This window comes from Rhodococcus sp. NS-SX18 (genome assembly GCF_057367935.1).
In genome coordinates this window covers 675,602-699,258 of sequence record NZ_CM170633.1, presented here as the reverse complement: position 1 = coordinate 699,258, position 23,657 = coordinate 675,602, and the positions used below count along the sequence as shown (strand labels likewise).

The 23,657-nt window shown below is 70.7% G+C and carries 16 protein-coding genes; 6 read left to right on the top strand and 10 right to left on the bottom strand.

What is annotated here, in order from left to right; all coding sequences use genetic code 11:
- Positions 1-3 precede the first annotated feature (3 nt).
- The 3 genes from AC2IPW_RS03220 to AC2IPW_RS03210 form a co-directional block, all read right to left on the bottom strand.
- Positions 4-1,155, bottom strand: coding sequence for an acyl-CoA dehydrogenase family protein (locus AC2IPW_RS03220; protein WP_486376271.1), 1,152 nt, complete (start codon positions 1,153-1,155; stop codon positions 4-6).
- A complete protein-coding gene (locus AC2IPW_RS03215) occupies positions 1,140-2,198 on the bottom strand; it encodes an acyl-CoA dehydrogenase family protein (RefSeq protein WP_486376270.1) in 1,059 nt (352 codons plus the stop codon). Before AC2IPW_RS03215 ends, AC2IPW_RS03220 begins: the two co-directional genes overlap by 16 nt.
- 65 nt (positions 2,199-2,263) lie before the next feature.
- Positions 2,264-4,408, bottom strand: a complete 2,145-nt coding sequence (locus AC2IPW_RS03210; protein ID WP_486376269.1) for an acyl-CoA dehydrogenase family protein — start codon at positions 4,406-4,408, stop codon at positions 2,264-2,266.
- Between the two features lie 92 nt (positions 4,409-4,500).
- Here AC2IPW_RS03210 and kstR point away from each other — a divergent pair, with 92 nt between their 5' ends.
- Positions 4,501-5,163: a cholesterol catabolism transcriptional regulator KstR gene (kstR, locus tag AC2IPW_RS03205; protein WP_003935941.1), complete on the top strand. Its 663-nt coding sequence runs from the start codon at positions 4,501-4,503 to the stop codon at positions 5,161-5,163.
- A 93-nt stretch (positions 5,164-5,256) separates the two neighbouring features.
- Positions 5,257-7,851: a trehalose-phosphatase gene (gene otsB, locus AC2IPW_RS03200; protein ID WP_486376268.1), complete on the top strand. Its 2,595-nt coding sequence runs from the start codon at positions 5,257-5,259 to the stop codon at positions 7,849-7,851.
- Here the strand turns inward: otsB and AC2IPW_RS03195 are convergent.
- Entirely contained in the window at positions 7,839-8,948 is a 1,110-nt protein-coding gene (locus AC2IPW_RS03195; protein WP_040781927.1) for a LacI family DNA-binding transcriptional regulator, read from the bottom strand. The two genes, otsB and AC2IPW_RS03195, sit on opposite strands and share 13 nt — an antisense overlap.
- A 154-nt stretch (positions 8,949-9,102) precedes the next feature.
- On the opposite strand from AC2IPW_RS03195, the gene AC2IPW_RS03190 reads away from it, so the two are divergent.
- The 4 genes from AC2IPW_RS03190 to AC2IPW_RS03175 all read left to right on the top strand — a co-directional run bounded on the left by AC2IPW_RS03190 (position 9,103) and on the right by AC2IPW_RS03175 (position 15,712).
- A complete protein-coding gene (locus AC2IPW_RS03190) occupies positions 9,103-10,170 on the top strand; it encodes a metal ABC transporter solute-binding protein, Zn/Mn family (RefSeq protein ID WP_486376267.1) in 1,068 nt (355 codons plus the stop codon).
- Positions 10,171-10,305: 135 nt separating this feature from the next.
- Entirely contained in the window at positions 10,306-11,118 is an 813-nt protein-coding gene (locus tag AC2IPW_RS03185) for a metal ABC transporter ATP-binding protein (RefSeq protein ID WP_052033949.1), read from the top strand.
- A complete protein-coding gene (locus AC2IPW_RS03180) occupies positions 11,115-12,029 on the top strand; it encodes a metal ABC transporter permease (protein WP_486376266.1) in 915 nt (304 codons plus the stop codon). Before AC2IPW_RS03185 ends, AC2IPW_RS03180 begins: the two co-directional genes overlap by 4 nt.
- A gap of 47 nt (positions 12,030-12,076) precedes the next feature.
- On the top strand, positions 12,077-15,712 hold the full coding sequence (locus AC2IPW_RS03175) for a hydantoinase B/oxoprolinase family protein (protein ID WP_486376265.1): 3,636 nt from the start codon (positions 12,077-12,079) through the stop codon (positions 15,710-15,712).
- On the opposite strand, the gene AC2IPW_RS03170 is transcribed toward AC2IPW_RS03175, so the two are convergent.
- The 6 genes from AC2IPW_RS03170 to AC2IPW_RS03145 form a co-directional block, all read right to left on the bottom strand.
- Positions 15,700-16,965: an MFS transporter gene (locus AC2IPW_RS03170; RefSeq protein WP_289377133.1), complete on the bottom strand. Its 1,266-nt coding sequence runs from the start codon at positions 16,963-16,965 to the stop codon at positions 15,700-15,702. The genes AC2IPW_RS03175 and AC2IPW_RS03170 overlap by 13 nt on opposite strands.
- Before the next feature lie 165 nt (positions 16,966-17,130).
- Positions 17,131-18,543, bottom strand: a complete 1,413-nt coding sequence (locus tag AC2IPW_RS03165) for a DHA2 family efflux MFS transporter permease subunit (protein WP_003935949.1) — start codon at positions 18,541-18,543, stop codon at positions 17,131-17,133.
- Between the two features lie 49 nt (positions 18,544-18,592).
- A complete protein-coding gene (locus AC2IPW_RS03160) occupies positions 18,593-20,119 on the bottom strand; it encodes a flavin-containing monooxygenase (protein WP_486376264.1) in 1,527 nt (508 codons plus the stop codon).
- Positions 20,116-20,961: an SDR family NAD(P)-dependent oxidoreductase gene (locus AC2IPW_RS03155; protein ID WP_486376263.1), complete on the bottom strand. Its 846-nt coding sequence runs from the start codon at positions 20,959-20,961 to the stop codon at positions 20,116-20,118. Before AC2IPW_RS03155 ends, AC2IPW_RS03160 begins: the two co-directional genes overlap by 4 nt.
- Complete coding sequence (locus tag AC2IPW_RS03150) at positions 20,958-22,310, bottom strand: cytochrome P450 (RefSeq protein WP_486376262.1); 1,353 nt, start codon at positions 22,308-22,310, stop codon at positions 20,958-20,960. Before AC2IPW_RS03150 ends, AC2IPW_RS03155 begins: the two co-directional genes overlap by 4 nt.
- Positions 22,307-23,650 (bottom strand): cation:proton antiporter, encoded by a 1,344-nt coding sequence (locus AC2IPW_RS03145; RefSeq protein WP_486376261.1) that lies wholly within the window; start codon positions 23,648-23,650, stop codon positions 22,307-22,309. The genes AC2IPW_RS03150 and AC2IPW_RS03145 overlap by 4 nt, the downstream gene beginning before the upstream one ends.
- Between the last annotated feature and the right edge of the window lie 7 nt (positions 23,651-23,657).

Sequence of the window (23,657 nt, the reverse complement as noted above, 5' to 3'; positions counted from 1 at the left end):
CCTTCACCGCGGAACCCTGGGCATGGCCAGGCCCGCCGTCGCGATCAGCTCGCGCATCACCTCGTTGACACCGCCGCCGAAGGTGATCACCAGGTTCCGCTTGACCTGCGTGTCGAGCCAGCGCAGCAGGTCCGCGGTCGCCGGGTCGCCCGGGTCCCCGAATCGGCCGACGATCTCCTCCGCGAGCCGGCCCGCGCGCTGGATGCGTTCGGTGGCGAACACTTTGGTGGCCGACGCGTCCGCGATGTCGACTGCCTCGGATCGGCTCGCGGCGACCTGCCAGTTGAGTAGTTCGTTGAGCCGGAACGTCGCATGGATCTCGCCGAGCGCGCGCCGCACGTCGGGCTCGCCGAGCAGGTCCCGGGAACGGGCCCAGGCGGACAACCGATCGTAGAGTCCGCCCACGCGACCGGCGGGGCCGAGCATGACGCGTTCGTGGTTGAGCTGGGTGGTGATCAGTCGCCAGCCCTTGTTCTCCTCGCCGACGAGCATCTCGGCCGGGACGCGCACGTCGCTGTAGTAGGTGGCGTTGACGTGATGCGCACCGTCGCAGGTGATGATGGGCGTCCAGCCGAAGCCGGGATCCTTGGTGTCCACGATGAGGATCGAGATACCGCGATGCCGCGAGTCGGCGCTGCCGGTGCGTACCGCGAGCCAGATGTAGTCGGCGTCGTGGCCGCCGGTGGTGAAGATCTTCTGCCCGTTCACCACGTAGTGGTCGCCGTCGCGCACGGCCGTGGTGCGCAGCGCCGCGAGATCGGTTCCGGCGTCGGGCTCGGAGTAGCCGATCGCGAAGTGCACCTCCCCGGCGAGGATGGCGGGCAGGAACTTCCGCTTCTGTTCCTCGGTCCCGTAGACCTGCAGGGTCGGTCCGACGGTCTGCAGGGTCACGCTGGGCAGCGGCACGTCGGCGCGCACGGCCTCGTTGACGAAGATCTGCTGCTCGACCTCACCGAAGCCGCGGCCGCCGAATTCGACGGGCCAGCCGACACCGAGCCAGCCGTCCTTGCCCATCCGGCGCACGACCTCCCGGTAGGTGGGTCCGTGACGCTCGGTGCGCATGACCGCGGCTTCCTCGGGCGAGATCAGGTCGGCGAAGTACCGTCGCAGTTCCGCCTGCAGCGCGCGCTGCTCGTCGGTCAGATCGATGAACACCGGGCCCCCACGAGGTCTAGTCGGTACGAGGCGCCGCCGAGCAGGCGCGCCAAGTCCTTTGCGGTCGAGGAATAGCGGTGCAGCGGGTACGTCTCGTCCACACCGAGACCGCCGTGCAAGTGGTGCAGCACGCCCATCGCGGGCGGCAGCTCCGTTGCGATCCAGTACGCGGCGACGTCGAGGTCGTCGTCCGCGCCGGTGCTGCGGGCGTCCTGCGCGACGCGCCAGGCCGCGGCGAGTGCCGCGACGTGCAGGGTGCGGGAGGTGACGTAGACGTCGGCGATCTGCTGGGCCACCGCCTGGAACGTCGCGAGCGGCCTGCCGAACTGATGCCGGGTACTCACGTGCTGTGCGGTGAGTCGCGTTGCCCCCGAGAGCAGTCCGTCCGCGTAGGCGCCCACCGCGGCGAGTGCCAGACGGTACAGGACGGCAACGTCGGCGGCCGGGTCGGCGCCGTCGCCGAGGCGCAGGCCCGGCGCGGAATCGAGCCGCACCGAGAACTCGGGGGAACGGGCCGACGACGGGCTCTCGGTGAGGGTGACGCCCGGCGCCGTGGGTTCGACGGCGATCACGCCGGCGGCGGTGGGCACCAGGATCCGTCGCGCCGTCGCCGCGTACGGGACGCCGACGAAGTGCCCGGTGACGGTGTGGCGGTCCCCGTCGGGCACCGCCGAGGCGGCGGGGGACGCCGGGAAGGCGCGGCCGGCCTCGGCGAGCGCGGCGGTGAGGACGGCGCCGGCACCGATGCCCGCGAGCAGTTCGTCCTGCTGCGCCTCGGTGGCGAGAGTCCGGACGGGCAGCACGCCGAAGCCCAGGGTCGCCAGGGCCGGTACGGGTGCGGCGCCACGCCCGATCTCGGTGAGCAGAGCGGTGACCTCGGCGACGCCGAGATCGTCACCGCCGAGCCGCGCGGGCAGGGCGAGGGAGAGCAGGTCGGCGTCGGCGAGGGCACGCCACAGTTCGTCCGGGCCCAGGTCGCGGGCCAGCAGGCCCACCGCGACCTCGGCCACGGCCTCCTGCGTGTCGTCACGAGCGAAGTCCACGAATCCACCTTCGATTAGAACGTGTTCTAGTTGTATCACCTCGGCGCGGCACGTGGAAGTACCGGTCAGCCGCGCGGCAGACCCAGCAGGCGCTCAGCCGCGAGGGTGAGCAGGATCTGCTCGGTGCCCCCGGCGATCGTCAGGCAACGCGTGTTGAGGAACTCGCGCGTCAGCGGCCCCTCGACCCAGCCGGCCTCGCCGGCGAGATCCATCGCGAGTTCCGCGGTGTCCTGACGCTGCCGCACGCCGATCAGCTTGCGCACGCTCGACGCCGGACCGGGATCCTGACCGTCGAGCTGCGCAAGGGTGGTCCGCAGCTCGAGCAGCGAACCGGCTGTGGCCTCGGCGACGAGCCCGCCGATCCGGTCCTCGGCCACCGGGTCGCCGGGCGCCACCAGGTCCAGCAGTTGCTCGACCGCCTTCCCGAGCGAGGACCCGCCGCTCATCGCGACCCGTTCGTTGGCGAGCGTGGTGCGCGCGAGCCGCCACCCGCCGCCGAGCGGACCGACGACGCACTCGTCGGGAACGAACACGCCGTCGAGGAACACCTCGTTGAAGAGTGCGTCGCCGGTGATCTCCCGGAGCGGCGAGACGGTGATGCCTGCGGACTTCATGTCGACGAGGAAGTAGGTGATGCCCTTGTGTTTCGGGGCCTCACGATCGGTGCGGGCCAGGCAGATCGCCCAGTCCGCCTCCTGCGCGAGCGACGTCCACACCTTCTGCCCCTGCAGGCGCCAGCCGCCGTCGACCCGTTCCGCGGTGGTGCGCAGCGACGCCAGGTCGGATCCTGCGCCGGGCTCGGAGAACAGCTGGCACCAGACGATCTCCCCGCGCAGGGTCGGTGCGGCGAAACGTTCGATCTGCTCGGCGGTGCCGTGCTCGAGGATGGTGGGCACAGCCCACCACCCGATGACCAGGTCGGGCCGCTCCGCCCCGGCGGCCGCGAGTTCCTCCTCGATGAGGATCTGCTGCGCGGCGTGTGCGCCCCGTCCGTACGGCGGCGGCCAGTGCGGAGCCAGGAGCCCGGCCTCGGCGAGCGCGGCCCGCCGTTGCGGTTCGGGCCGATCGAGATGCTGTGCGATCTCGGCGCGGATACGCGCGCGTTCGTCGTCGAAGGCACTCAGATCGACGGTGAGGTGCCGACGCGCCCCCGAGCGGGCGAGACCGGCGACCCGGGCCCGCCAGGCGGCGGAGCCGCCGAGCAGCTGACGGGTGGCGACGGCGCGGCGCAGGTACAGGTGCGCGTCGTGCTCCCACGTGAAGCCGATGCCGCCGAGCACCTGGATGGCATCCTTGGCGTTCTGCACGGCGGCGTCGAGCGCCACGGCAGCGGCGACGGCCGCGGCCAGTGGCAGTTCGTGCGGCGCCGCGTCGGCCGCCACGGCGGCGTCCCAGGCCGTCGCCCGGATCTTCTCGGTGCGGCACAGCATCTCGGCGCACAGGTGCTTGACCGCCTGGAAGGAGCCGATGGGTCTGCCGAACTGTTCGCGGATCCCGGCGTACTCCACGGCCGTGGTCAGGGCCCACCCGGCGACCCCGGACAGTTCGACCGCGGCGAGGGTGGCGGCGAGGTCGCGGACCAGACCTGCCGGAACGGAGACGACGCGGTCGGACGTGACGGCGACGCGGGTGAGCCGCACTCGTGCCAGGGCCCGGGACTTGTCGAGGGTGTCGAGCGGTTCGAGGCTCAGCCCGGGGGCGTCCGCATCGAGCAGCGCCCAGCGTTCGGTTCCGTCGTCGACGCCGATACGGGCGAGGACCGCGACCCCGGGCTCGCCGCCGATCACCGGTCCCGCATCGCCGTCGAGGTCGTACCCGCCCTCCCGCGCGGTGGCGGTGAGCGCACCGTCCAGTGCGACCGCGGCGGGCAGGGCGCCCTCGGCGAGCAGCTCCGCCCACTTGACGCCGTCGGAGCCGGCGGCCCGGCCGAAGACGAGGGCGGCCAGGGCGGTGGGCAGCACCGGCCCGGTCGCGAGGTGGTACGCAGCCTCTTCGAGCATCGTCCCCAGGTCGACGACGGTGGCGTCGGCGCCGCCCGCCGCCTCGGGCACGGCGACGGCGAAGATCCCCAGTTCGGCGAGCGACGCCCACCCCGGCTGCCACATTCCGGCCGGGTGGTCACGTAGGTTCTGGATCGGCGGCATGGCGCGCGCCCAGGATCGTACCGAGGCCTGGGCGGCCAGCTGTTCGTCGGTGGTGGCGATGCTCACAGCGGGTTTCCGCCTTTCGGGAATGACACAATGCCTAGAACGTGTTCTAATATGACAGCCGGTTCAGAGTCAAGGCAGAGGAAGACATCTCGATGACGACATCGTCGCGCTCGCGTTCCACCGGCAGCGGAACTCTTACCGCCCTCACCGAGGACGATCTCAGTTCCAACGCCCAGAAGGAACGCCGCAAGCGGATACTCGACGCCACCCTGGCGCTCGCGTCCAAGGGCGGGTACGAGGCCGTGCAGATGCGCTCCGTCGCCGAGAAGGCCGACGTGGCAGTCGGCACCCTGTACCGGTACTTCCCGTCGAAAGTGCATCTGCTCGTCTCCGCCCTCGGTCGCGAGTTCGCACGCATCGAAGGCAAGGGCAAGATCCCGCCCGGTCACACACCGCTCGAGCGGATGCAGCTCATCCTGAGTCTGATCACGAAGGCCATGCAGCGCGACCCGCTGCTCACCGAGGCCATGACCCGGGCGTTCATGTTCGCCGACGCCTCTGCCGCTGCCGAGGTCGATCAGGTCGGCCTGCTCATGGACCGGCTGTTCGCCCGCGCGATGAACGAGGGCGAGCCCACCGAGGAGGAGCTCGCGATCGCCCGCGTCATCAGCGACGTGTGGCTGTCGAACCTCGTGGCGTGGCTGACGCGGCGTTCGTCCGCGACCGACGTCGCGCGGCGGCTGGAGCTGACCGTCGAGCTGCTGCTCGGCGACGGATCCCACCGTCCGGCCTCGATTCCGGTCCAGGAAGGCTGACCTGCGCCGCGAGACGCAGAATGTAACAGGAAACACGTCCCGAACCGGACATGGGAGACGACGCCGGCGGCCCGATCACCTACCTTTGAGTGAGTGAGCGCCCAAGACCTCCCGATCGACCTGCGCCGTGCCCTCGTCGCGCTGGCGCGGACCCCGCGACTCCTCGTGGCCTCCGACTACGACGGAACCGTCGCGCCGATCGTCTCGGATCCGGACAAGGCGTTCCCGAACGCCGAGTCGGTCCGCGCCCTGCGCGCGCTCGCCGGGCTGCCGTCCACGGCTGCAGCCGTGATCTCCGGCCGGGCCCTGAAGGATCTCGCCGCCCTCTCCCGCCTGCCCGCCGAGGTGCAGCTCGTCGGCAGCCACGGCTCGGAGTTCGACATCGGCTTCGTCCACGCCATCGACAGCGATGCCCGGCAGCTGCTGCGCGACATCGTCGCCGAGCTCGAGGTGATCGCCGCCCGCTACGACGGCGTGCACGTCGAGTCCAAGCCGGCGAGTGCCGCGCTGCACGTGCGCAACGCCGATCCGGGGGACGCCGAGCAGGCACTGTCGCTGGTCCGCGGTGATCTCGCCCGGCATCCGGGTGTGCAGGTCACCGAGGGCAAGGCCGTCATCGAACTGGCGGTCGTGCCCACCGACAAGGGCCACGCACTGGACATCATCCGCCATCAGGAGTCGGCGAGCGCCGCGGTCTTCTTCGGCGACGACGTGACGGACGAGAAGGCCTTCGCGTCCCTCCACGGCCCGGACGTGGGGGTCAAGGTCGGCGACGGCGAGACCGCCGCGCAGTACCGGATCGGCACGGTCGAGGACGTCGCGGCCGCGCTCGCGTTCCTGCTCGAGCAGCGCCGCACCTGGCTCTCGGGGGCGGCGGCCTGCCCGATCGAGCGGCTGACGATGCTGGCGAGCCCGCGCGCGAAGGCCCTGCTGACCCCGGACGGCACGGTGACGTGGCTGTGCCATCCCGAGCCGGACTCCGCGGCGGTGTTCGCGCACCTGCTCGGCGGCGAACCCGCCGGGCACTTCACCATCGGGCCGAGCCGTGAGGCCCTGCCCCTGAGCCAGCGCTACATCGACGGCACCATGACCGTGGTGACCCGCTGGGCGAGTCTCGCGGTGATCGACTACCTGCCGCACGACGTCGAACCGGGGCGCACCGACCTGACCCGCGTCATCACCGGCAAGGCCCGGGCGGTGGTGACGTTCGCCCCGCGCCCCGAGTTCGGACAGGGCCAGGTCGGGCTCGAGCCCGTGGCGGACGGCCTGCGGATACTGGGCTTCAACGAGCCGTACGTGCTGCGCTCCCCCGGCGTCGAGTGGAACATCACCACCGACGGTGCCCATCAGACCGCCCACGCCGTCGTCGACCCGTCGGACGGCGACATCATCCTCGAATTCCGTTGTGGCACAGATGATATCGGACCGCACCCGGTCGCCGAGGTGCAGCGGCGCGCCTCCGCGGAGGAGTACTGGTGGAAGTGGGCGGCGGGTCTGGACCTGCCGCCGCTCAAACGGGACCTGATGAAGCGGTCGGCACTGACCCTGCGCGGTCTCGTGCACGCACCCACGGGATCCATCATGGCGGCCGCGACCACGTCGCTGCCCGAGGAGATCGGCGGCGTCCGCAACTGGGACTACCGCTACTGCTGGCTGCGCGATGCCGCGCTGACCGCGCACGCGCTGGTGAGCGTCGGATCGCTCGCCGAGGCGGACGCCTATCTGGACTGGGTGCACCGAGTGCTCGAGACCGTTCCGGGCCCCGAGCGCCTGCACCCGCTGTACACGCTGGCGGGCGGTGCCCTGCCACCCGAGGCGGTCATCGACACGCTGCCCGGTTACGCGGGCTCCCGGCCCGTCCGGGTCGGCAACGCCGCGAGTCAGCAGGTCCAGCTCGACGTGTTCGGTCCGATCGTGGATCTGATCTCGGCGCTGGCGCACCGCCGCGAGGAGCGTGGCGTCCCGCACGATCAGGCGCTCACCGACCGGGACTGGGAACTGGTGTGCGCCATGGTCACTGCAGTGGAGTGCCGCTGGTTCGAGCCCGACCACGGCATCTGGGAGATCCGCGACAACCCGCGCCACCACGTCTACTCGAAGGTCATGGGCTGGCTGACCGTGGACCGCGCGCTGACGCTGGCCGAGAACTTCGGGCGCCCCGCCGGCGCCGGCTGGGTCGGGCTGCGCACCGAGATCGCGGAGGAGGTGCTGGAGAAGGGCTGGAACGACGACGTGAGTTCCTACACCGCGGCCTACGACGGCACCGATCTCGACGCGGCGACACTGTTCATCGGCCTGTCCGGACTCATCGACCCCGACGACCCGCGATTCCACGCGACGGTCGTCGCGACGGAGGCGGAACTGCGCAGCGGTTCGACGGTGTACCGCTACCTGCACGACGACGGCCTCCCGGGCACCGAGGGCGGCTTCCACCTGTGCGCGGCGTGGCTGGTGGAGGCATATCTCCTCGTCGGTGCCCGTCCGCAGGCGGAGGCGCTGTTCGCGCAGCTCGTCGACGCGGCAGGGCCCACCGGCCTGCTCAGCGAGGAGTACGACCCCGTGGCAGAGCGGTCACTCGGCAACCACCCCCAGGCGTACAGCCACCTCGGGCTGTTGCGGTGCGCGCAGCTGCTGGCGGCACCTGCGGAGACGGACCGGACACTGTCGGCCGTCGATCACTCGGCGTAGATCGACGTCTCGTCGTGCACGCCGGTGGTCTGGCCGATGAGCAGTTCCGTCGGGAGCGTCTCCACCGTCGCGACCCCGGAATGTGACGGTGCGGCCATGAGCAGGGCGCCGGTGCGTCTGCCCTTCTCCTCCTGAGGCTGGCGCACGGTGGTCACGCCCTCGCGCAGGGCCTCGCCGATCCCGTCGAAGCCGGTGATCGACAACTGTCCGGGTACCTCGAGACCGGCACTGCGCGCCCACGCCAGCGCGCCGAGCGCGAGCACGTCGGTCGTGCACATCAGGGCGGTGATCGCCGGGTCCGCCGCCAGCGCCTGCGCGGCACCGGAGGCGCCGTCCTCCGCGGTGTGCGCATAGCGTTCGACGACGGTGAGGCTCGCGGGGTCGATCCCCGCCGCCCGCAGGGCTTCCTGCACGCCGAGGATCCGCTCGTGCTGGACGTGGAAGCGGTCGGACTCGAACCGGGCGGTATCGACGACGCCGTCGCGGCGGTCACGGCCGAGACGCATGCACAGCACCCCGATCCGGTGGTGGCCCAGACCGATGAGGTGCTCGGCGAGCCCGCGCATCGCACCGCGGTCGTCGATGCCGACCAGCGGCGCGCTCGCGATGCCGCGGGGCTGGTCGCACACCACCAGGGGCAGGTTCCGTTCGAGGACCGCGGCGAGATACGGATCGTCGGACGGCACCGAGTAGACGACGAAGCCGTCGACCGCGGCGCCGTGCACGACCTGCGCCGCCTCCTCCTCGTCGCGGTCCGGTCCGGCGGGAATGAGCAGCAGGCCCTCACCGGCGGCCTCGCAGGACTCGGACAGGCCGGACAGGAAACTCATCGCGGCCGGATCCCGGAACGAGTAACTCAGCGCTTCGGTGAGCAGCACGCCCACCGCCCCGGCCCGGCGGGTACGCAGCGACCGGGCCATCGGGTCCGGGCCGGCGTAGCCCCGGCGCTTGGCGACCTCGAGGATCTGCTCGCGAAGCTCGGCGGACAGCTGGTCCGGCCGGTTGTAGGCGTTGGAGACGGTGGTGCGGGAGATCTTCAGCTCGGCAGCAATCGACGCCAGGGTGGCCTGGGGACGCGGCTGACGAGACCTGGGCATGAACGGACGGTATCCGGTCGGCGCCGCGGCGACGAATCGGGCCGGATGGGCGCACACCCGGACATCCGCTAAAGTGGAACGGTAACGGTTTCCAATAAGGAGAACCGCGCCCCTCCCGGCCGTCCGGCCGAACGTGATCACAGGAGATGGAACAGTGCGACTGCCTCGCCGAATGCGCGCCGCCACCGCGACCGTGGGCCTGACCTGCGCCGCCGCGCTCACCCTCGCCGCGTGCGGCAGCGACTCGGGCGACGGGGCCACCGGATCCGGCGAGATCCGCGTCGTCGCCTCCACCAACGTGTGGGGTTCGGTCGCGCAGGCCGTCGCCGGCGACCGCATCGAGGTGCAGTCCCTGATCACCGAACCGTCCGCCGACCCGCACTCGTACGAAGCCAGCCCCGCCGACGCGGCCGCGATCAGCGACGCCTCGCTCGTCGTCTACAACGGCGGCGGCTACGACCAGTTCGTCGACGACATCCTCGACTCCACCGGAGCCGGCGCCGCCACGGTCGACGCCATGGCCCTGTTCGAGTCCGGTACCGGCAGTGATCTCGACGACGGCCACGACCACTCGGCGGGCAGCGCGCCCGAGGACGAGACCCACGAGGGCGAGACCCATGCGGCCGAGGAACACGAGGGCGAGTCCCCTGCCGCCGAGGAAGGCGACGCACACGCCGGGCACGACCACAGCGGCATCAACGAGCACGTCTGGTACGACCTGGCCGCCGCCGACGCCGTCGCCCATGCCGTCGCCGACCGGCTCGCCGAGCTGGATCCGGCCGGGGCCGACACCTACCGAGCCAACGCCGACGCGTTCCACTCGCAGCTGCACGAGGTCACCGACGTGACCGCCGCGATCGCCGCCGCCCACGCGAACACCCCCGTCGCGCAGACCGAATCCATCGGCCACTACCTCGTCACGTCCGCGAAGCTCGAGGACCGCACCCCCACCGACTTCACGAACGCGATCGAGAACGGCACCGACCCGTCGCCCGCCGCGATCGCCGCGACCCGCCAGTTGCTCCTCGACAAGCAGGTCGACGTCCTGATCCACAACCCCCAGACCGAGGACAAGGTCAGCCGCGACATGCGGGCGACCGCGGACTCCGCGGGCATCCCCGTCGTCGAAGTCACCGAGACCCTGCCCGAGGGTGTGGACTACATTCAGTGGCAGAAGCAGACGGCCGAGGCGCTCTCCGCCGCCCTCGACGCCGCCCGCTGACCCTTCGAGCAGGGCAAGGACATCACTTCCGTGACCACACCGGCCGACGTCACCCCGGACGGCACCGCCACGGCACCGGGCGCGCCTGCGACGGCCCCCGGCCTCAGCGCCGCCGTCGAACTCCGCAACGCGGGCATGGCCTTCGGCGACCGTGTCCTGTGGCGGGATCTCGATCTCACCGTCGAGCCCGGCGAGTTCGTCGCGGTGCTCGGCCCCAACGGCGCGGGCAAGTCCACGCTGCTGAAGGTCCTGCTCGGCCAGCTCCCGCTCAGCGGCGGCACCGCCACGATCGCCGGCGTGCCCGCCCGCACGGGCAACTCGCACGTCGGCTACGTGCCGCAACAGAAGTCGCTCGACGAAGGTGTGCCGCTGCGCGGACGCGACCTCGTCGGGCTCGGCGTCGACGGCCACCGCTGGGGCACCGGCCTGCGCTACTGGAAGGCCCGCCGGGGCGCCGTCGACGCCGCGATCCGGCAGGTCGGCGCCGAGGCCTACGCAAACGCCCCGATCGGCTCCCTCTCCGGCGGCGAGCAGCAACGGCTGCGCATCGCGCAGGCACTCGTCGGCGACCCCCGGGTCATGCTCTGCGACGAACCGCTGCTCAGCCTGGACCTGGCCAACCAGCACCTCGTGTCGTCCCTCATCGACCGTCGCCGCCGCGAACACGGCACCGCCGTGCTGTTCGTCACCCACGAGATCAACCCGATCCTGCCGCTGGTGGACCGCGTGCTCTATCTCGTCGACGGACAGTTCCGCATCGGCACCCCGGCCGAGGTGATGACCTCCGAGGTGCTCTCCGAGCTGTACCGGACCGACGTCGAGGTCCTCGAGATCCGCGGCCGTCTCGTCGTCGTCGGCACCGGCGACGCCATCGACGCACTCGGCAGTGCCGGCGGACTACGCCCCGGGGAGGGCGTCCACCACGACCATCACGAGGATCAGCATTGAGCAGCAAGTTCACCGACGCGATGGGCCGGATGTTCGACGTGCAGGCCACCGTCGACCTGCTCCAGTACGACTTCGTACAGCAGGCACTGCTCGCCGGCGCGATCCTCGGCCTGCTCGCGGGCGTGATCGGGCCGCTGGTGATCAGCCGTCAGATGGCGTTCTCCGTGCACGGCACCTCCGAACTCTCCCTCACCGGTGCCGCCGCGGCCCTGATCGTCGGGGTCTCCGTCGGGCTCGGTGCGGTGGTCGGTGCCGTGGTGGCGGCCGTCCTCTTCGGCGTTCTCGGTACCCGAGCCCGCGAACGCGACTCGGTCATCGGCGTCGTCATGGCGTTCGGGCTCGGGCTGGCCGTGCTCCTGCTCTGGGCCTACGACGGCCGCACCGGCGCCGCGTTCTCCCTCCTCACCGGCCAGATCGTCGCGCCGGGCGGCACCGGCATCGCGTTGCTCGCCGCCTGCGCCGTCGGCGTCATCGGCACCATGCTGGTCATCTACCGGCCACTGCTGTTCGCCAGCACCGACCCCGAGGTCGCCGCGGCACGCGGAGTGCCGGTGCGGGCGCTGTCCATCGTCTTCGCCGTTCTGGTCGGAATCACCGCCGCCCTCGGCGTGCAGATCGTCGGGGCGCTACTGGTGATGGCGCTGCTCATCACCCCGGCCGCCGCTGCGGCCCGCGTGGCGAGCGGCCCGCTGGCCGCGACGATGCTGGCCGTACTCTTCGCGGAGGTCTCCGCGGTCGGCGGCATCCTGCTCGCCCTCGCACCGGGGGTGCCGGTCTCGGCGTTCATCACCGCCATCGCATTCGTCATCTACCTGGCGTGCCGCGGGATCGGCGCGGCCCGGGCCCGGCGCGGCATCGGACGCGGGGAGATCGCGCCGGCCCCGGCGACGGCCGCTGCCGTCACCACCTGAGTCCCGGGGTCCGGAGCCGTCCCGTACGCGGTGACTAACCTGCTGGCATGGCGACAGCGGAGCAGACGAGCGGACGAGACCGGGCACCCGGGCGCTGGGAGTTCTGGGTGGACCGCGGCGGCACCTTCACCGACGTGGTCGCCCGTCGGCCCGACGGCACCCTGGTGACCCACAAGCTGCTGTCGGAGAACCCGTCCCGCTACCGGGACGCGGCCGTGGCCGGGATCCGGGAGCTGCTCGGGGTACCGGTCGGCGAACCCGTCACCCCCGGCCTCGTCGAGCAGGTGCGCATGGGCACCACCGTCGCGACGAATGCGTTGCTCGAGCGCACGGGCGACCGGACCGCCCTGGTGATCACCTCAGGTTTTCGAGACGCGTTGCGCATCGGCTACCAGAACCGGCCGCGGATCTTCGACCGCAACATCGTGCTGCCCGAGCTGCTGTACGAGCGGGTGATCGAGGTCGACGAACGGATCGGAGCCGACGGCACGGTGCTGCGGGCCCCGGATCTGGATCGGCTCGAGCGCGATCTGAGGCAGGTGCGCGACGACGGGATCGACTCCGTCGCCGTGGTGTGCATGCACAGCCACCTGTATCCGCAGCACGAGCATGCCGTCGGCGACCTCGCCGAGCGTCTCGGCTTCGGCCAGATCTCCCTGTCCGCGGAGGCGAGCCCGCTGATGAAGCTCGTCCCGCGCGGCGACACCACCGTCGTCGACGCGTACCTGTCCCCCGTGCTCCGCCACTACGTCGACCGCGTGGCCGGCCAACTGCCGGGTGTCCGGCTGATGTTCATGCAGTCCAATGGCGGGCTCACCGAGGCGATGCACTTCCGCGGCAAGGACGCGATCCTCTCCGGTCCGGCCGGAGGCATCGTCGGCATGAGCCGGATGTCGGCCCTGGCCGGGTTCGGCAAGGTGATCGGGTTCGACATGGGTGGCACGTCGACGGACGTGTCGCACTTCGCGGGCGAATACGAGCGCGTCTTCCACACCGTCGTCGCCGGGGTGCGGTTGCGGGCCCCCATGATGGACATCCACACCGTCGCCGCCGGTGGAGGATCGATTCTGCACTTCGACGGCAGCCGGTACCGGGTGGGGCCCGACTCCGCCGGCGCCGACCCCGGTCCGGCCTGCTATCGGGGCGGCGGCCCGCTCACCGTCACCGATGCCAACGTCATGCTCGGGCGCGTGCAGCCCGCCCACTTCCCGCACGTGTTCGGCCCCGGCGGCGACGAACCGCTGGACGAGCAGACGGTGCGGGCGCGGTTCACCGCCCTGGCGGCCGAGATCCGGGAGGCGACCGGCGACGACCGCAGCCCCGAGGAGGTCGCCGCGGGCTTCCTGCAGATCGCGGTCGCGAACATGGCCAACGCCGTCAAGCACATCTCGGTGCAGAAGGGCCACGACGTCACCGAGTACGCCCTCACGACCTTCGGCGGGGCCGGCGGACAGCACGCCTGCGCGGTCGCCGACTCGCTCGGCATCCGGACCGTCCTCGTGCCGCCCCTGGCCGGTGTCCTGTCCGCGCTGGGCATGGGTCTCGCGGACACCACCGCGATGCGCGAGCAGTCCGTCGTCGTCGAACTGAACGACGAGGCGATGCCCCGGCTGCGCGACGTCGCCGCCGAACTCGAAGCTGCGGCGCGCACGGAACTGCTCGACGAGGACGTGCCCACCGAGCGCATCGACGTGACCGCCCGGGCACACCTGCGCTACGACGGCACCGACACCTCCGTGCCCGTCGCGCTCGCCGACCCGGCGACGATGACCGCCGAGTTCGAGGCCGTGCACCGGCGCACCTACTCGTTCCTCATGGACCGGCCGCTGATCGTCGACGCCGTCGCGGTCGAGGCCGTCGGGGCCACGCGCCGGCCCGATCTGTCCGGGCTCGGTCGCACCGACAGCGGCGCGACCGGGTCCACCCGCCCACCCCGCGACACCGTCCGGATGTTCGTCGACGGGTCGTGGCGCGAGGCACCGCTGTACCGTCGTGAGCACTTGGCCCCCGGCGACTCCGTGGCCGGCCCGGCCATCGTCGCGGAGGACAACTCGACCACCGTCGTCGAGGCCGGCTGGGAGGCGGCGATGTCGGAACAGGGCCATCTCGTGCTGGCGCGGGTGCGCGCCCACGACGACGCGGCGGTGGGCACCCATGCCGATCCGGTGATGCTCGAGATCTTCAATAACCTGTTCATGTCGATCGCCGAGCAGATGGGCACTACTCTCGAGTCCACCGCGCAGTCCGTGAACATCAAGGAACGCCTGGACTTCTCGTGCGCGTTGTTCGATCCGGACGGAAACCTGATCGCGAACGCGCCGCACATCCCCGTCCATCTCGGCTCGATGGGGACGAGCGTGCAGGAGGTGGTGCGCCGCCGGCACGGGTCGATGAAGTCCGGTGACGTGTACGCGGTCAACGACCCGTACCACGGCGGTACCCACCTGCCGGACGTCACGGTGATCACGCCCGTGTTCGACGGGTCCGGCGAGCACATCCTCTTCTTCGTCGCCTCCCGCGGGCACCACGCCGAAATAGGCGGAACGACACCGGGGTCCATGCCCGCCGCCAGCCGCGACATCCGCGAGGAGGGCGTGCTGTTCGACAACTGGCTGCTCGTCGAGAACGGGTCCTTCCGGGAAACCGAGACCCGGGCGCTGCTCAGCGGCGGCCCGTACCCGTCCCGGAACCCCGACACCAACCTCGCGGATCTGCGCGCCCAGGTCGCGGCCAATGCTCGCGGCGTGGTCGAGGTGGGCCGGATGATCGACCACTTCGGTCTCGACGTCGTCGAGGCGTACATGCGGCACGTGCAGGACAACGCCGAGGAGGAAGTGCGCCGTGTCGTCGACCGTCTCCACGACGGCGAGTACCGCTACGAGATGGACTCCGGTGCGGTGATCGCGGTCCGGATCACCGTCGACCGGCAGGCACGTTCGGCGACGATCGACTTCACCGGTACGTCACCACAACTCGCGTCGAACTTCAATGCGCCCTCCTCGGTCGCGCGGGCCGCGACGCTGTACGTCTTCCGCACGCTGGTCGCCGACGACATCCCCCTCAACGACGGCTGTCTGCGTCCGCTGCGCATCGTCGTACCCGACGGGTCGATGCTCGCCCCCGAATTCCCCGCCGCGGTCGTCGCGGGCAACGTCGAGACGTCGCAGGCAGTCACCGGCGCGCTCTACGCGGCGCTACGGGTGCAGGCCGAGGGTGCCGGGACCATGAACAACGTCACCTTCGGCAACGAGCGGTACCAGTACTACGAGACGCTCGGCTCCGGGTCGGGCGCGGGCGAGGGGTTCGACGGGACATCGGTGGTGCAGACCCACATGACCAATTCGCGACTCACCGATCCGGAGGTACTGGAGTGGCGCCTGCCGGTGTTGCTGGAAGCGTTCACGATTCGGCACGGCAGCGGCGGCGACGGCAGGTGGCGCGGCGGTGACGGCGCCGTGCGGCGGCTCCGGTTCCTCGAGCCGATGACCGTCAGCACGCTGTCCGGGCACCGGCGCGTGCCGCCGTACGGGATGGCCGGCGGCGAGCCGGGAGCCCTGGGCGGCAACCGCGTCGAGCGCGCCGACGGCACCGTCACCCGCATGGCCGGCTGCGACTCCGTCGAGGTCGAGGTCGATGACGTGCTCGTGGTCGAGACCCCGGGTGGAGGCGGCTACGGACGGTAGGGCGAACGGGACTCCGCGTCAGGATCCAGTTCCCGCAGGACGGGCAGCGCGAAGCACACCGCCGCGACACCGACCATCGGCAGGGCCAGCGCGAAGAACGTCGTGCGCACCCCCGTCGAGTCGATCAGGGGCCCGGCGACCAGGATCCCGGCCGGGCCCGCCGCGTACGCGGTCGAGGTCATCACGCCGACGACACGGCCCCGCATGTGCTCCGGGCTGCGGGTCTGCATGGCCCAGTTCACGATCGGCCCCACCGGGCCGTACGCCAGGCCGATGAGGATGCCCAGCAGCACGAGGACCCACAGCGACGGCAGGAACGCCATGCCGATGGTCGCCGCACCCAGCACCGTGACCGCGACGAGCATCAGGGTGCGGCGCCGCAGACGCGACGCGAAGGCACCGTAGGCCAGGGCTCCCACCAGCCCACCGACACTCACCGACATCATCACCCAGCCGAGCCGGGCCGGTGCGTCCATGCCGGTGAAGTAGGTCGGAAGCAGCACCGACTCGATCGGGAGGAACAATGCCACGATGACCATGTCGACCAGTGCGAGCGTGCGCAGCAACCGGTCTCGCCACACGAACTGCATCCCCTCGAGCGTGCCGGCCCACAGCGACGCCGGCCGGGTGGACCGGTCGGGCCGGCCGGCGTGCTCGAGCCGGAGGAAGGTGAGGGTGACGAGGGAGAGCACGAAGCACGCCGACGTCACCCACAGGGTGTTCACGGGGCCGACGGCTGCGATGAGGACGCCGCCGATACCCGGGCCGATCAGGTACGCAAGGTTGTAGTTCGCCTCGTAGAGACTGTTGGCGCGGTCCAGTGACCACCCGGCGGCGCGGGTCGCAGCCGGCAGCATCGATTCGCGCGCCGAGATGCCCGCCGGGTCGAAGACGGCGCCGAGGGCCGCGAGCACGGCCAGCAGGGGCACCGAGAGTCCGACGGTCGCGGCGAGGACCGGGACGGCCGCGACCGACAGTGCCGAGAGCGCATCGGAGACCAGTGCGGTGCGCCGTCGCCCGAAACGGTCGACCACGGTCCCGGTGAGCAGGCTCGCCAGCAGCAGCGGCACGGTGCCTGCACCGGCGACGATCGCCGCGTCGGTCGCCCGGCCCGTCTGTTCGAGCACCAGCCACGGCAGTGCGACGACCACGATGCCGTTGCCGGTGGCGGACAGCAGGGTGGCAACGCCGAGCAGGGTCAGTGGCGCGAAGCGGCGGGTGGTCAGGTCGAGGGTGGTCACGTCGATCGGCATTCACTCGGAGGCGGGGGTGCCGCGACGCTAGCAGGCGCACGGGACCCGGCACGAGTGATTTTCGGCCGGGGACGCCGTCCCTGACGGGCCGCGAGGTGCGCCGCGGCATCGGGGTCCGATGCTGCGGCGCACGAGGCGACCGGCGGGTCCGTCGCCCGGCTGCCGCTACCGGAGCACCTCGGCGGACGCTCGGCGCGACCTCATCCCCATCGCGGTGGCGGCACTCGCGAGCGCGACCACTGCGATCGCCCACCATGCGTACGTGAACACCGCCAACGTCTCGGCGTCGGCCGAACCGAACTCGCCGAGAATGGCGACCAGCATGGACACGCCCAGCACGTACCCCATCTGACGGCTGGTGTTGACCACCGCACTGCCCGTGGACACTCGTGCGGGCGGCAGATCGACCGTGGCCTTGGCCAGGAGGTTGGGCAGCGAGAAGCCGACGCCCACACCGACGAGGAGCCAACCCGGCAGCACCTGCGTGGCGTAGTGCACTTCTTCGGTGGCGCTGACGGCCAGCACGATCACACCGACGCCGACGAGCACGTTGCCGATCGCGACGAGGGTGGACGGCGCGAGACGATTCGACAGGCGCTGGCTCACCGCCGCGAAGATCGGCACCATCAGCGGACTCGGTGCCACCGCCAGACCAGTGACCAGGGCGCTGTAGTGCGCACCCGTCTGCAATCGGAGGATCACGCTCAGCAATACCGCGCCGAAGGCCGTACAGAACAGCAGGGCGGTGACGTTCGACCAGAAGAAGGACCGCACCCGCAGCAGCGCGGGATCCACGACCGGCGCCGGGTGCCGTCGCATCCGGACGGCCACTGCGGCGAGCCCGACGACGGCGACCGCGAAGGCGGTCAGGGTGCCGGTTCCCGACCAGCCCCACTCCTGCCCCTTCACCAGCGCGAGGGCGAGCGAGCCGAGCGCCACCGCGAGCACCGTCGCGCCGAGGAGGTCGGGAATCCGCGTCACGGTAGCGTCCTTCGTCTCGGGCAGCAACGCGACGGCCCCCACCACCGCCGCGATGCCGACCGGCACGTTGATCAGGAACACCCACTGCCAGGACACCTTCACGAGCGCCCCGCCGATCACCGGCCCGACCGCCGCGGCCAGGGAGGTCGACGTGGCCCAGATCTTCACCGCCGTGGCGCGCCGCTCGGGCGGCAGTGCCGTCAGCAGCAGACCCAGGCTCGTGGGGGTCAGGGCCGCCGCACCGACCGCCTGCAGGACCCGGAATCCGACGAGCCACCACAGTGTCGGACCGAACGCGCACGCCAGGCTCGCGACCGTGAACACCACGAGCCCCACGACGAACCCTGCCCTGCGACCGTATCGGTCGGCCAGGCGGCCGGCCGGAATAAGAAGGGCCGCATACACAATGGTGTACGCATTCAGGACCCAGCTCAGGTCCGCCAGGGACGATCCGGGATACCCCTCCCCGATCGCGGCGAAGGCGACACTGACGACGAACACGTCGAGCATCGCCATGAACGCCGCCGAACACAGTACGAGCAACATGAGATTGGATCGGTCCCGAACCGGGGCGTCGCCCGTCTGCTCGCCGACCATCGTCCGACTTGATTCGACCATGGTCCGACTCTAAACGGCTGACTATGGTCTACACAAGTCTGGTTCGGCCGAAGGACGAAACATTCTGTCCGGGAGTGCCTTCGCGTCGACGAGACGCTCCTGTGGACCCGAACGGCGCGAGCGACCCCCGCAGCGATGTGCGCCGAAGGGTGAGAACGTCGCGCACATAGTTCCTGGCCCGCCAGGGATCCCGATCTCCGTGACGCGGAAACCGATCGACCGACCGGCGGATGTAGCCCGACGACAGATCCAGGAAGGGACGCGCCGACAACGTCTCCTCCCGGCGCGGCACCACCGGCACCTGTCCGTTGCGGTCGATATGGCGCAGCACCCTGCACATCACGCGCGCGTTGAGATCCGCGCGCAACGTCCACGACGCATTCGCATATCCGATCCCCGCCGCGAAATTCGGCACCCCGGTCACCATCGTGCCCTGCCAGAGGAACTCGTCGGACATCGTCACCGGCCGGCCGTCCACGACGAAGTCGATGCCGCCGAACACCTGCATCTGCAATCCGGTTGCGGTGACGACGATATCGGCTTCGAGGACACGCCCCGACCGCAGCCGGATCCCCGCCGGGAGGAACCGGTCGACGTGGTCGGTGACCATCGTGACCGTGCCGTGCCGGATCGCGGTGAACAGATCCTCGTCCACGACGGCACACAGCCTCTGATCCCACGGCGCATAGGTGGGAGTGAAGTGCTCGGCGACGGCGTCCCGATCCTGCAGGGAGCGGGTGACCAGACCGGCCAGCAGCGACCGCGCGGCCCGCGGATACCGGCGACAGAACCAGTACAGCGAGCCGGTGAAGGCGATGTTCTTCGCACGCATCAACCGATGGGCTGCGAGCGGCGGCAGCACTGCCCGCGCCCAGTCCGCAGCGACGTCCCGGCGCGGAATCGGGAACACCCACGTGGGTGAGCGCTGCAGCATCGTGACGTGCTCCGCGTGCTCCGCCATCGACGGCGCCAAGGTGATGGCCGTGGCTCCGCTCCCGATGATCACGACGCGTCGGCCCGCGTAGTCCAGTTCCTCGGGCCAGAACTGCGGATGGACCACCGTTCCGGTGAACGACTCGATGCCCTCGAAATCGGGGGTGTATGCGCGTTCGTAGTCGTAGTACCCGGCACAGGCGTAGAGGAACGCACACGTCACGGTGCGGCGGGCCGTCTCGTCCGGGCCGACCCGCTGTTCGACGGTGAGACTCCACCGCGAGCGGGCCGAATCCCACGACGCCTCGACGACACGGCTGTTGTACCGGATCCTGCCGTCGAGACCGCCCTCGGCCGCGGCCTCCTCGAGATAGTCCAGAATCGCCTGCCGGCCGGCGATCGCGTCCGCGCCGCGCCACGGCTTGAACGGGTAACTCAGGGTGAACATGTCGGAGTCGGATCGGGCACCCGGATAGGTGAACAGACTCCAGGTGCCACCGAGGCGCGCGCGTGCCTCGAAGACAGCGAACGTCTTGTCCGGAAGTTCCCGTCCGAGACGACAGGCGGCGCCGATACCGGACAGTCCGGCCCCCACGATGACGACATCGAAGTGCTCGGTCATTTCCGGTTCCGATCCGCTGCGGCGGTGAACGGATTGGTCACGGCCAGTACCCGCTGATACCCCGCTCCGGTCACTCGCTGAAACATGTCGAGCCCCTTCGCCTCCCAGCCGATCACCACGCGCGCCCTGCGGCGTCGCACCCCGGTGACGATGGCCCGGGCCGCCATCTCCGGTGAATGGAACGCCAGCCGCCGATCGAAGATCTCCGCGACCGCCGCCGCGTCGATCCCCCGAGCCGTCGTCGCGTTGCGTGCCACCGCAGTCCTGATCCCACCCGGATGCACACACGTGACCCGGACCGGAAGCCGTTCGGTGATCATCTCCTGGCGCAGCGCCTCGGTGAATCCTCGGACGGCGAACTTCGCCGAGTTGTACGCGCTCTGCCCGCCCAGCGAGAGCAAGCCGAACAGGCTCGAGATGTTGACGACGTGACCGTCGCCCGACGCGACGAGGTGCGGCAGGAACGCCTTCGTCCCGTGTACGACGCCCCAGTAGTCCACCGCCAGGACGCGTTCCATGGCGGCGAAGTCCGACTCCAGGACACTGCCGAAGTAGGCGATGCCCGCGTTGTTGTACACCTGGTGCACGATGCCGAACTCCGCAACCACCTCCTCGGCGTACCGCGAGACGGCGTCTCGATCGGACACGTCGAGAAGTGCCGTCGACACGTGGGCACCGAGGGATTCACATCGGCGCGCAGTCTCGGCCAGATTGCTGCCGTCGATGTCGGAGAGCGCGAGTCGCGCACCCCGACCGGCCAGGTTCTCGGCGAGTGCGCGGCCGATTCCGGACCCGGCACCGGTGACCACACACGTCTTTCCCGTGAACACGGTCGGGCTCACAGCGTCACCGCCTTCGTGGTGCGTCGCCGGGCCACTACGCGAGCTCCCCGCGACGGAACGGTCGTGATGTTGCGTGCCTTCTGCTTCTCCGGATGCCGGCCGGGCGGGCTGAGATCGTAGGCGCGCAGCACCTCCCGCAGGACGACCGTCATCTCCATGGCCGCGAACGCGGCACCCGGACACCGGCGTGCACCGCCGCCGAACGGAATCCAGGTGTTCGGCGCGGGTTGGACGCCCAGGAACCGCTCCGGCCGGAACTGGCCCGGTGATTCGTGATGCTCGGGGTCGGCGTGGACGATACCGATCGCGGGGAGCACGGTGATGCCCGCGGGCAGCTGGTATCCGCCCAGGTCGACAGGTGCGGTGAGCTGCCGGGCCACATCCTGGATCACCGGCTTGATGCGCAGCGCCTCCCTGGCCACCGCGCCGAGATACTCGTCGTCCCCCGTGTCCGCCGCCTTCTGCGCGGCCACCAGCACGCCGGGGTTGCGGACCAGTTCGTGGAAGGCCCACGCCAGCCCCGTGGCCGTGGTGTCGTGCCCGGCCAGGAGAATGGAGATGAGCTGATCACGCAGTTCGGCATCGCCGAGCCCACCGTCTGCGTCGTCCACCGCGGCCTGCACCAGCCGGGAGAGCACGTCGGTCCGGTCGTGCAGGTCGCCTGCGACCCGGCGTTCGGAGATCTCGGCGTAGACGATCTCGTCGAATCTGCGCTGATGCTTCCAATGCGTGCTCCAGGGCCGGATCCGCGCAAGCTTCGGGCTGTGCAGTCCCATCAACGTGATCGGGTCGATCTCCGTGATGTGCCGGATCGAGGGTCGCAGCTCGGCGAGGCGGTCGGGCGCGGTGACACCCAGCACGACGGTGAGGATGACCTCCAGCATGAGGTCCTGCAGCCGCCCCAATGTGGCGAAGGGGCGGCCCACGGGCCATTGCGCGACCTCGTGCCGGACCAGCGTGGTCACGTCGTCGCGGTAGCCCTGCAGTGCCCGAGCACTGAACGCGGGCGTGAGCAGCCGCCGGACCCGCCTGTGCCGGTCCTCGTCGGTGACCAGCACGGCGTGCTCGCCCATGACCGGACGCATGATGGCGTTGCCCTCGCCGGCATGGTAGATCTCGGGGCTGCCGGCGAAGACCGTCCGGATGTCCTCCTGCCGTCCGAGCACCACCATGGGCCGGTACGGCGCGGTGGGCTTGATCAGGAAGGTGTCACCGTAGCGCCGCGTGAGCACGGGATAGATACGATGCCGCGCCAGCGTGAACAGCAGGGTCTGGACCACGGCGGGCAACCTCGGGCCGGGCGGCAGCGATGTCGGAGGATGCGCGGTTTCGGATCGGGACAGGGTCATCGTGGTTCCTCGAGTGAGACGGTGCCGGCCCCGGACCGGGACTCGGCGGGTCGCGCGCCGGGTTGCTCTTCGGCAGCGCGGTCGGAGCGGCCGACGGCGCGGCGCAGGATGGGTGGGGCCATGACGGAGGTGACGACGGCGACCAGGACCAGGGCCGTGTACGCCTCGGTGCCGAGCACCCCCAGGCTCAGACCGACGGTGGCGATGATCACCTCCACCACACCGCGTGCGTTCATCCCGGCCCCCAGAGCGACACATTCCGCGCGGTCGAGACCGCTGAGTCTGCCGCCGACGAACGCACCGGCGAACTTCCCGGCGACGGCCACGACGAGGAGCCCCGCCGTCGCCAGCAGGACACCGGGTCGGAGCAGACCGGACAGGTCTATCCGGAGCCCTGCGGTGGCGAAGAACAGCGGGGCGAGGACCGACATGACAACCGCATGCAAGGGTGCGAGGACCGGCGCCCGCACGCCGCCGGAGCCGACGAGGACACCGGCGACGAATGCACCCAGGATCGGCTCCAGTCCCATGGCGTGCGTGGCCGCCGCACCGCCGAGGACGAGGATCACCGCCGTGCTCACCATCGCAGTCGAATCGCGTGACGCCTCGGCGTGGCGCACCGCGCGGCGCACGAGCATCCTGCCGACCGTCGCGGCGAAGAGCACGACACCGACAAGACATCCGACCGGCTCCAGCACGTCCGATGCCCCCAGTTCCCCGGCCGTCACCAACGCGGACACCAGCGAGAGCAGGAACCAGGCGATGACGTCGTCGATCACCGCTGCGGACAGGACGAGTTGCCCGATCTTGCCGTCGGTCAGCCCGAGTTCCATGAGCACCTTGGCGATGACCGGGACTGCGGTCACGCAGATCGCCACCCCGACGAACATCGCGAAGACGGCCGGGCTCGTGCCCTCCGGACGCATGGGGGGCGGCGCGATCGCACCGATGCCGACACCGAGTGCGAGGGGAATCAGCAGGCCGGCAAGGCTGATCTTGGCTGCCGGGCCGGCCAGCCGTCGCAGACGCCCGACGTCCACGTGCATTCCCGCCAGACCGACGAGCAGCAGTACGCCGAACTGGCCGACGGCGTCGAGAAGGTGGACTTGCCCGCCCTCCGCAGGGAACAGCCACCCCCACACGCCGGGAGCCACGTGCGCCAGGACGGACGGCCCGAGCAGCACTCCGGCCAGCAACTCTCCGGCAAGGGTGGGCAGGCCGAGCCTGACCGCCAGACCGCCGAGGACCCGCGCACACAGCAACAGCACGGTGACCTGCACCAGGAAGACCAGCAACCAGTGCGCCGGCAACGGCGCGTTGAGGTCGAGTGCCGATGTCATCGGATTC

What these genes read in the sequence shown, in the direction of transcription:
- AC2IPW_RS03145 (WP_486376261.1), bottom strand. Translation starts at nt 23,650, where the DNA reads ATGACATCGGCACTCGACCTCAACGCGCCGTTGCCGGCGCACTGGTTG.
- AC2IPW_RS03185 (WP_052033949.1), top strand. Translation starts at nt 10,306, where the DNA reads ATGGCCTTCGGCGACCGTGTCCTGTGGCGGGATCTCGATCTCACCGTC.
- AC2IPW_RS03175 (WP_486376265.1), top strand. Translation starts at nt 12,077, where the DNA reads ATGGCGACAGCGGAGCAGACGAGCGGACGAGACCGGGCACCCGGGCGC.
- AC2IPW_RS03160 (WP_486376264.1), bottom strand. Translation starts at nt 20,119, where the DNA reads ATGACCGAGCACTTCGATGTCGTCATCGTGGGGGCCGGACTGTCCGGT.
- AC2IPW_RS03150 (WP_486376262.1), bottom strand. Translation starts at nt 22,310, where the DNA reads ATGACCCTGTCCCGATCCGAAACCGCGCATCCTCCGACATCGCTGCCG.
- kstR (WP_003935941.1), top strand. Translation starts at nt 4,501, where the DNA reads ATGACGACATCGTCGCGCTCGCGTTCCACCGGCAGCGGAACTCTTACC.
- AC2IPW_RS03170 (WP_289377133.1), bottom strand. Translation starts at nt 16,965, where the DNA reads ATGCCGATCGACGTGACCACCCTCGACCTGACCACCCGCCGCTTCGCG.
- AC2IPW_RS03195 (WP_040781927.1), bottom strand. Translation starts at nt 8,948, where the DNA reads ATGCCCAGGTCTCGTCAGCCGCGTCCCCAGGCCACCCTGGCGTCGATT.
- AC2IPW_RS03165 (WP_003935949.1), bottom strand. Translation starts at nt 18,543, where the DNA reads ATGGTCGGCGAGCAGACGGGCGACGCCCCGGTTCGGGACCGATCCAAT.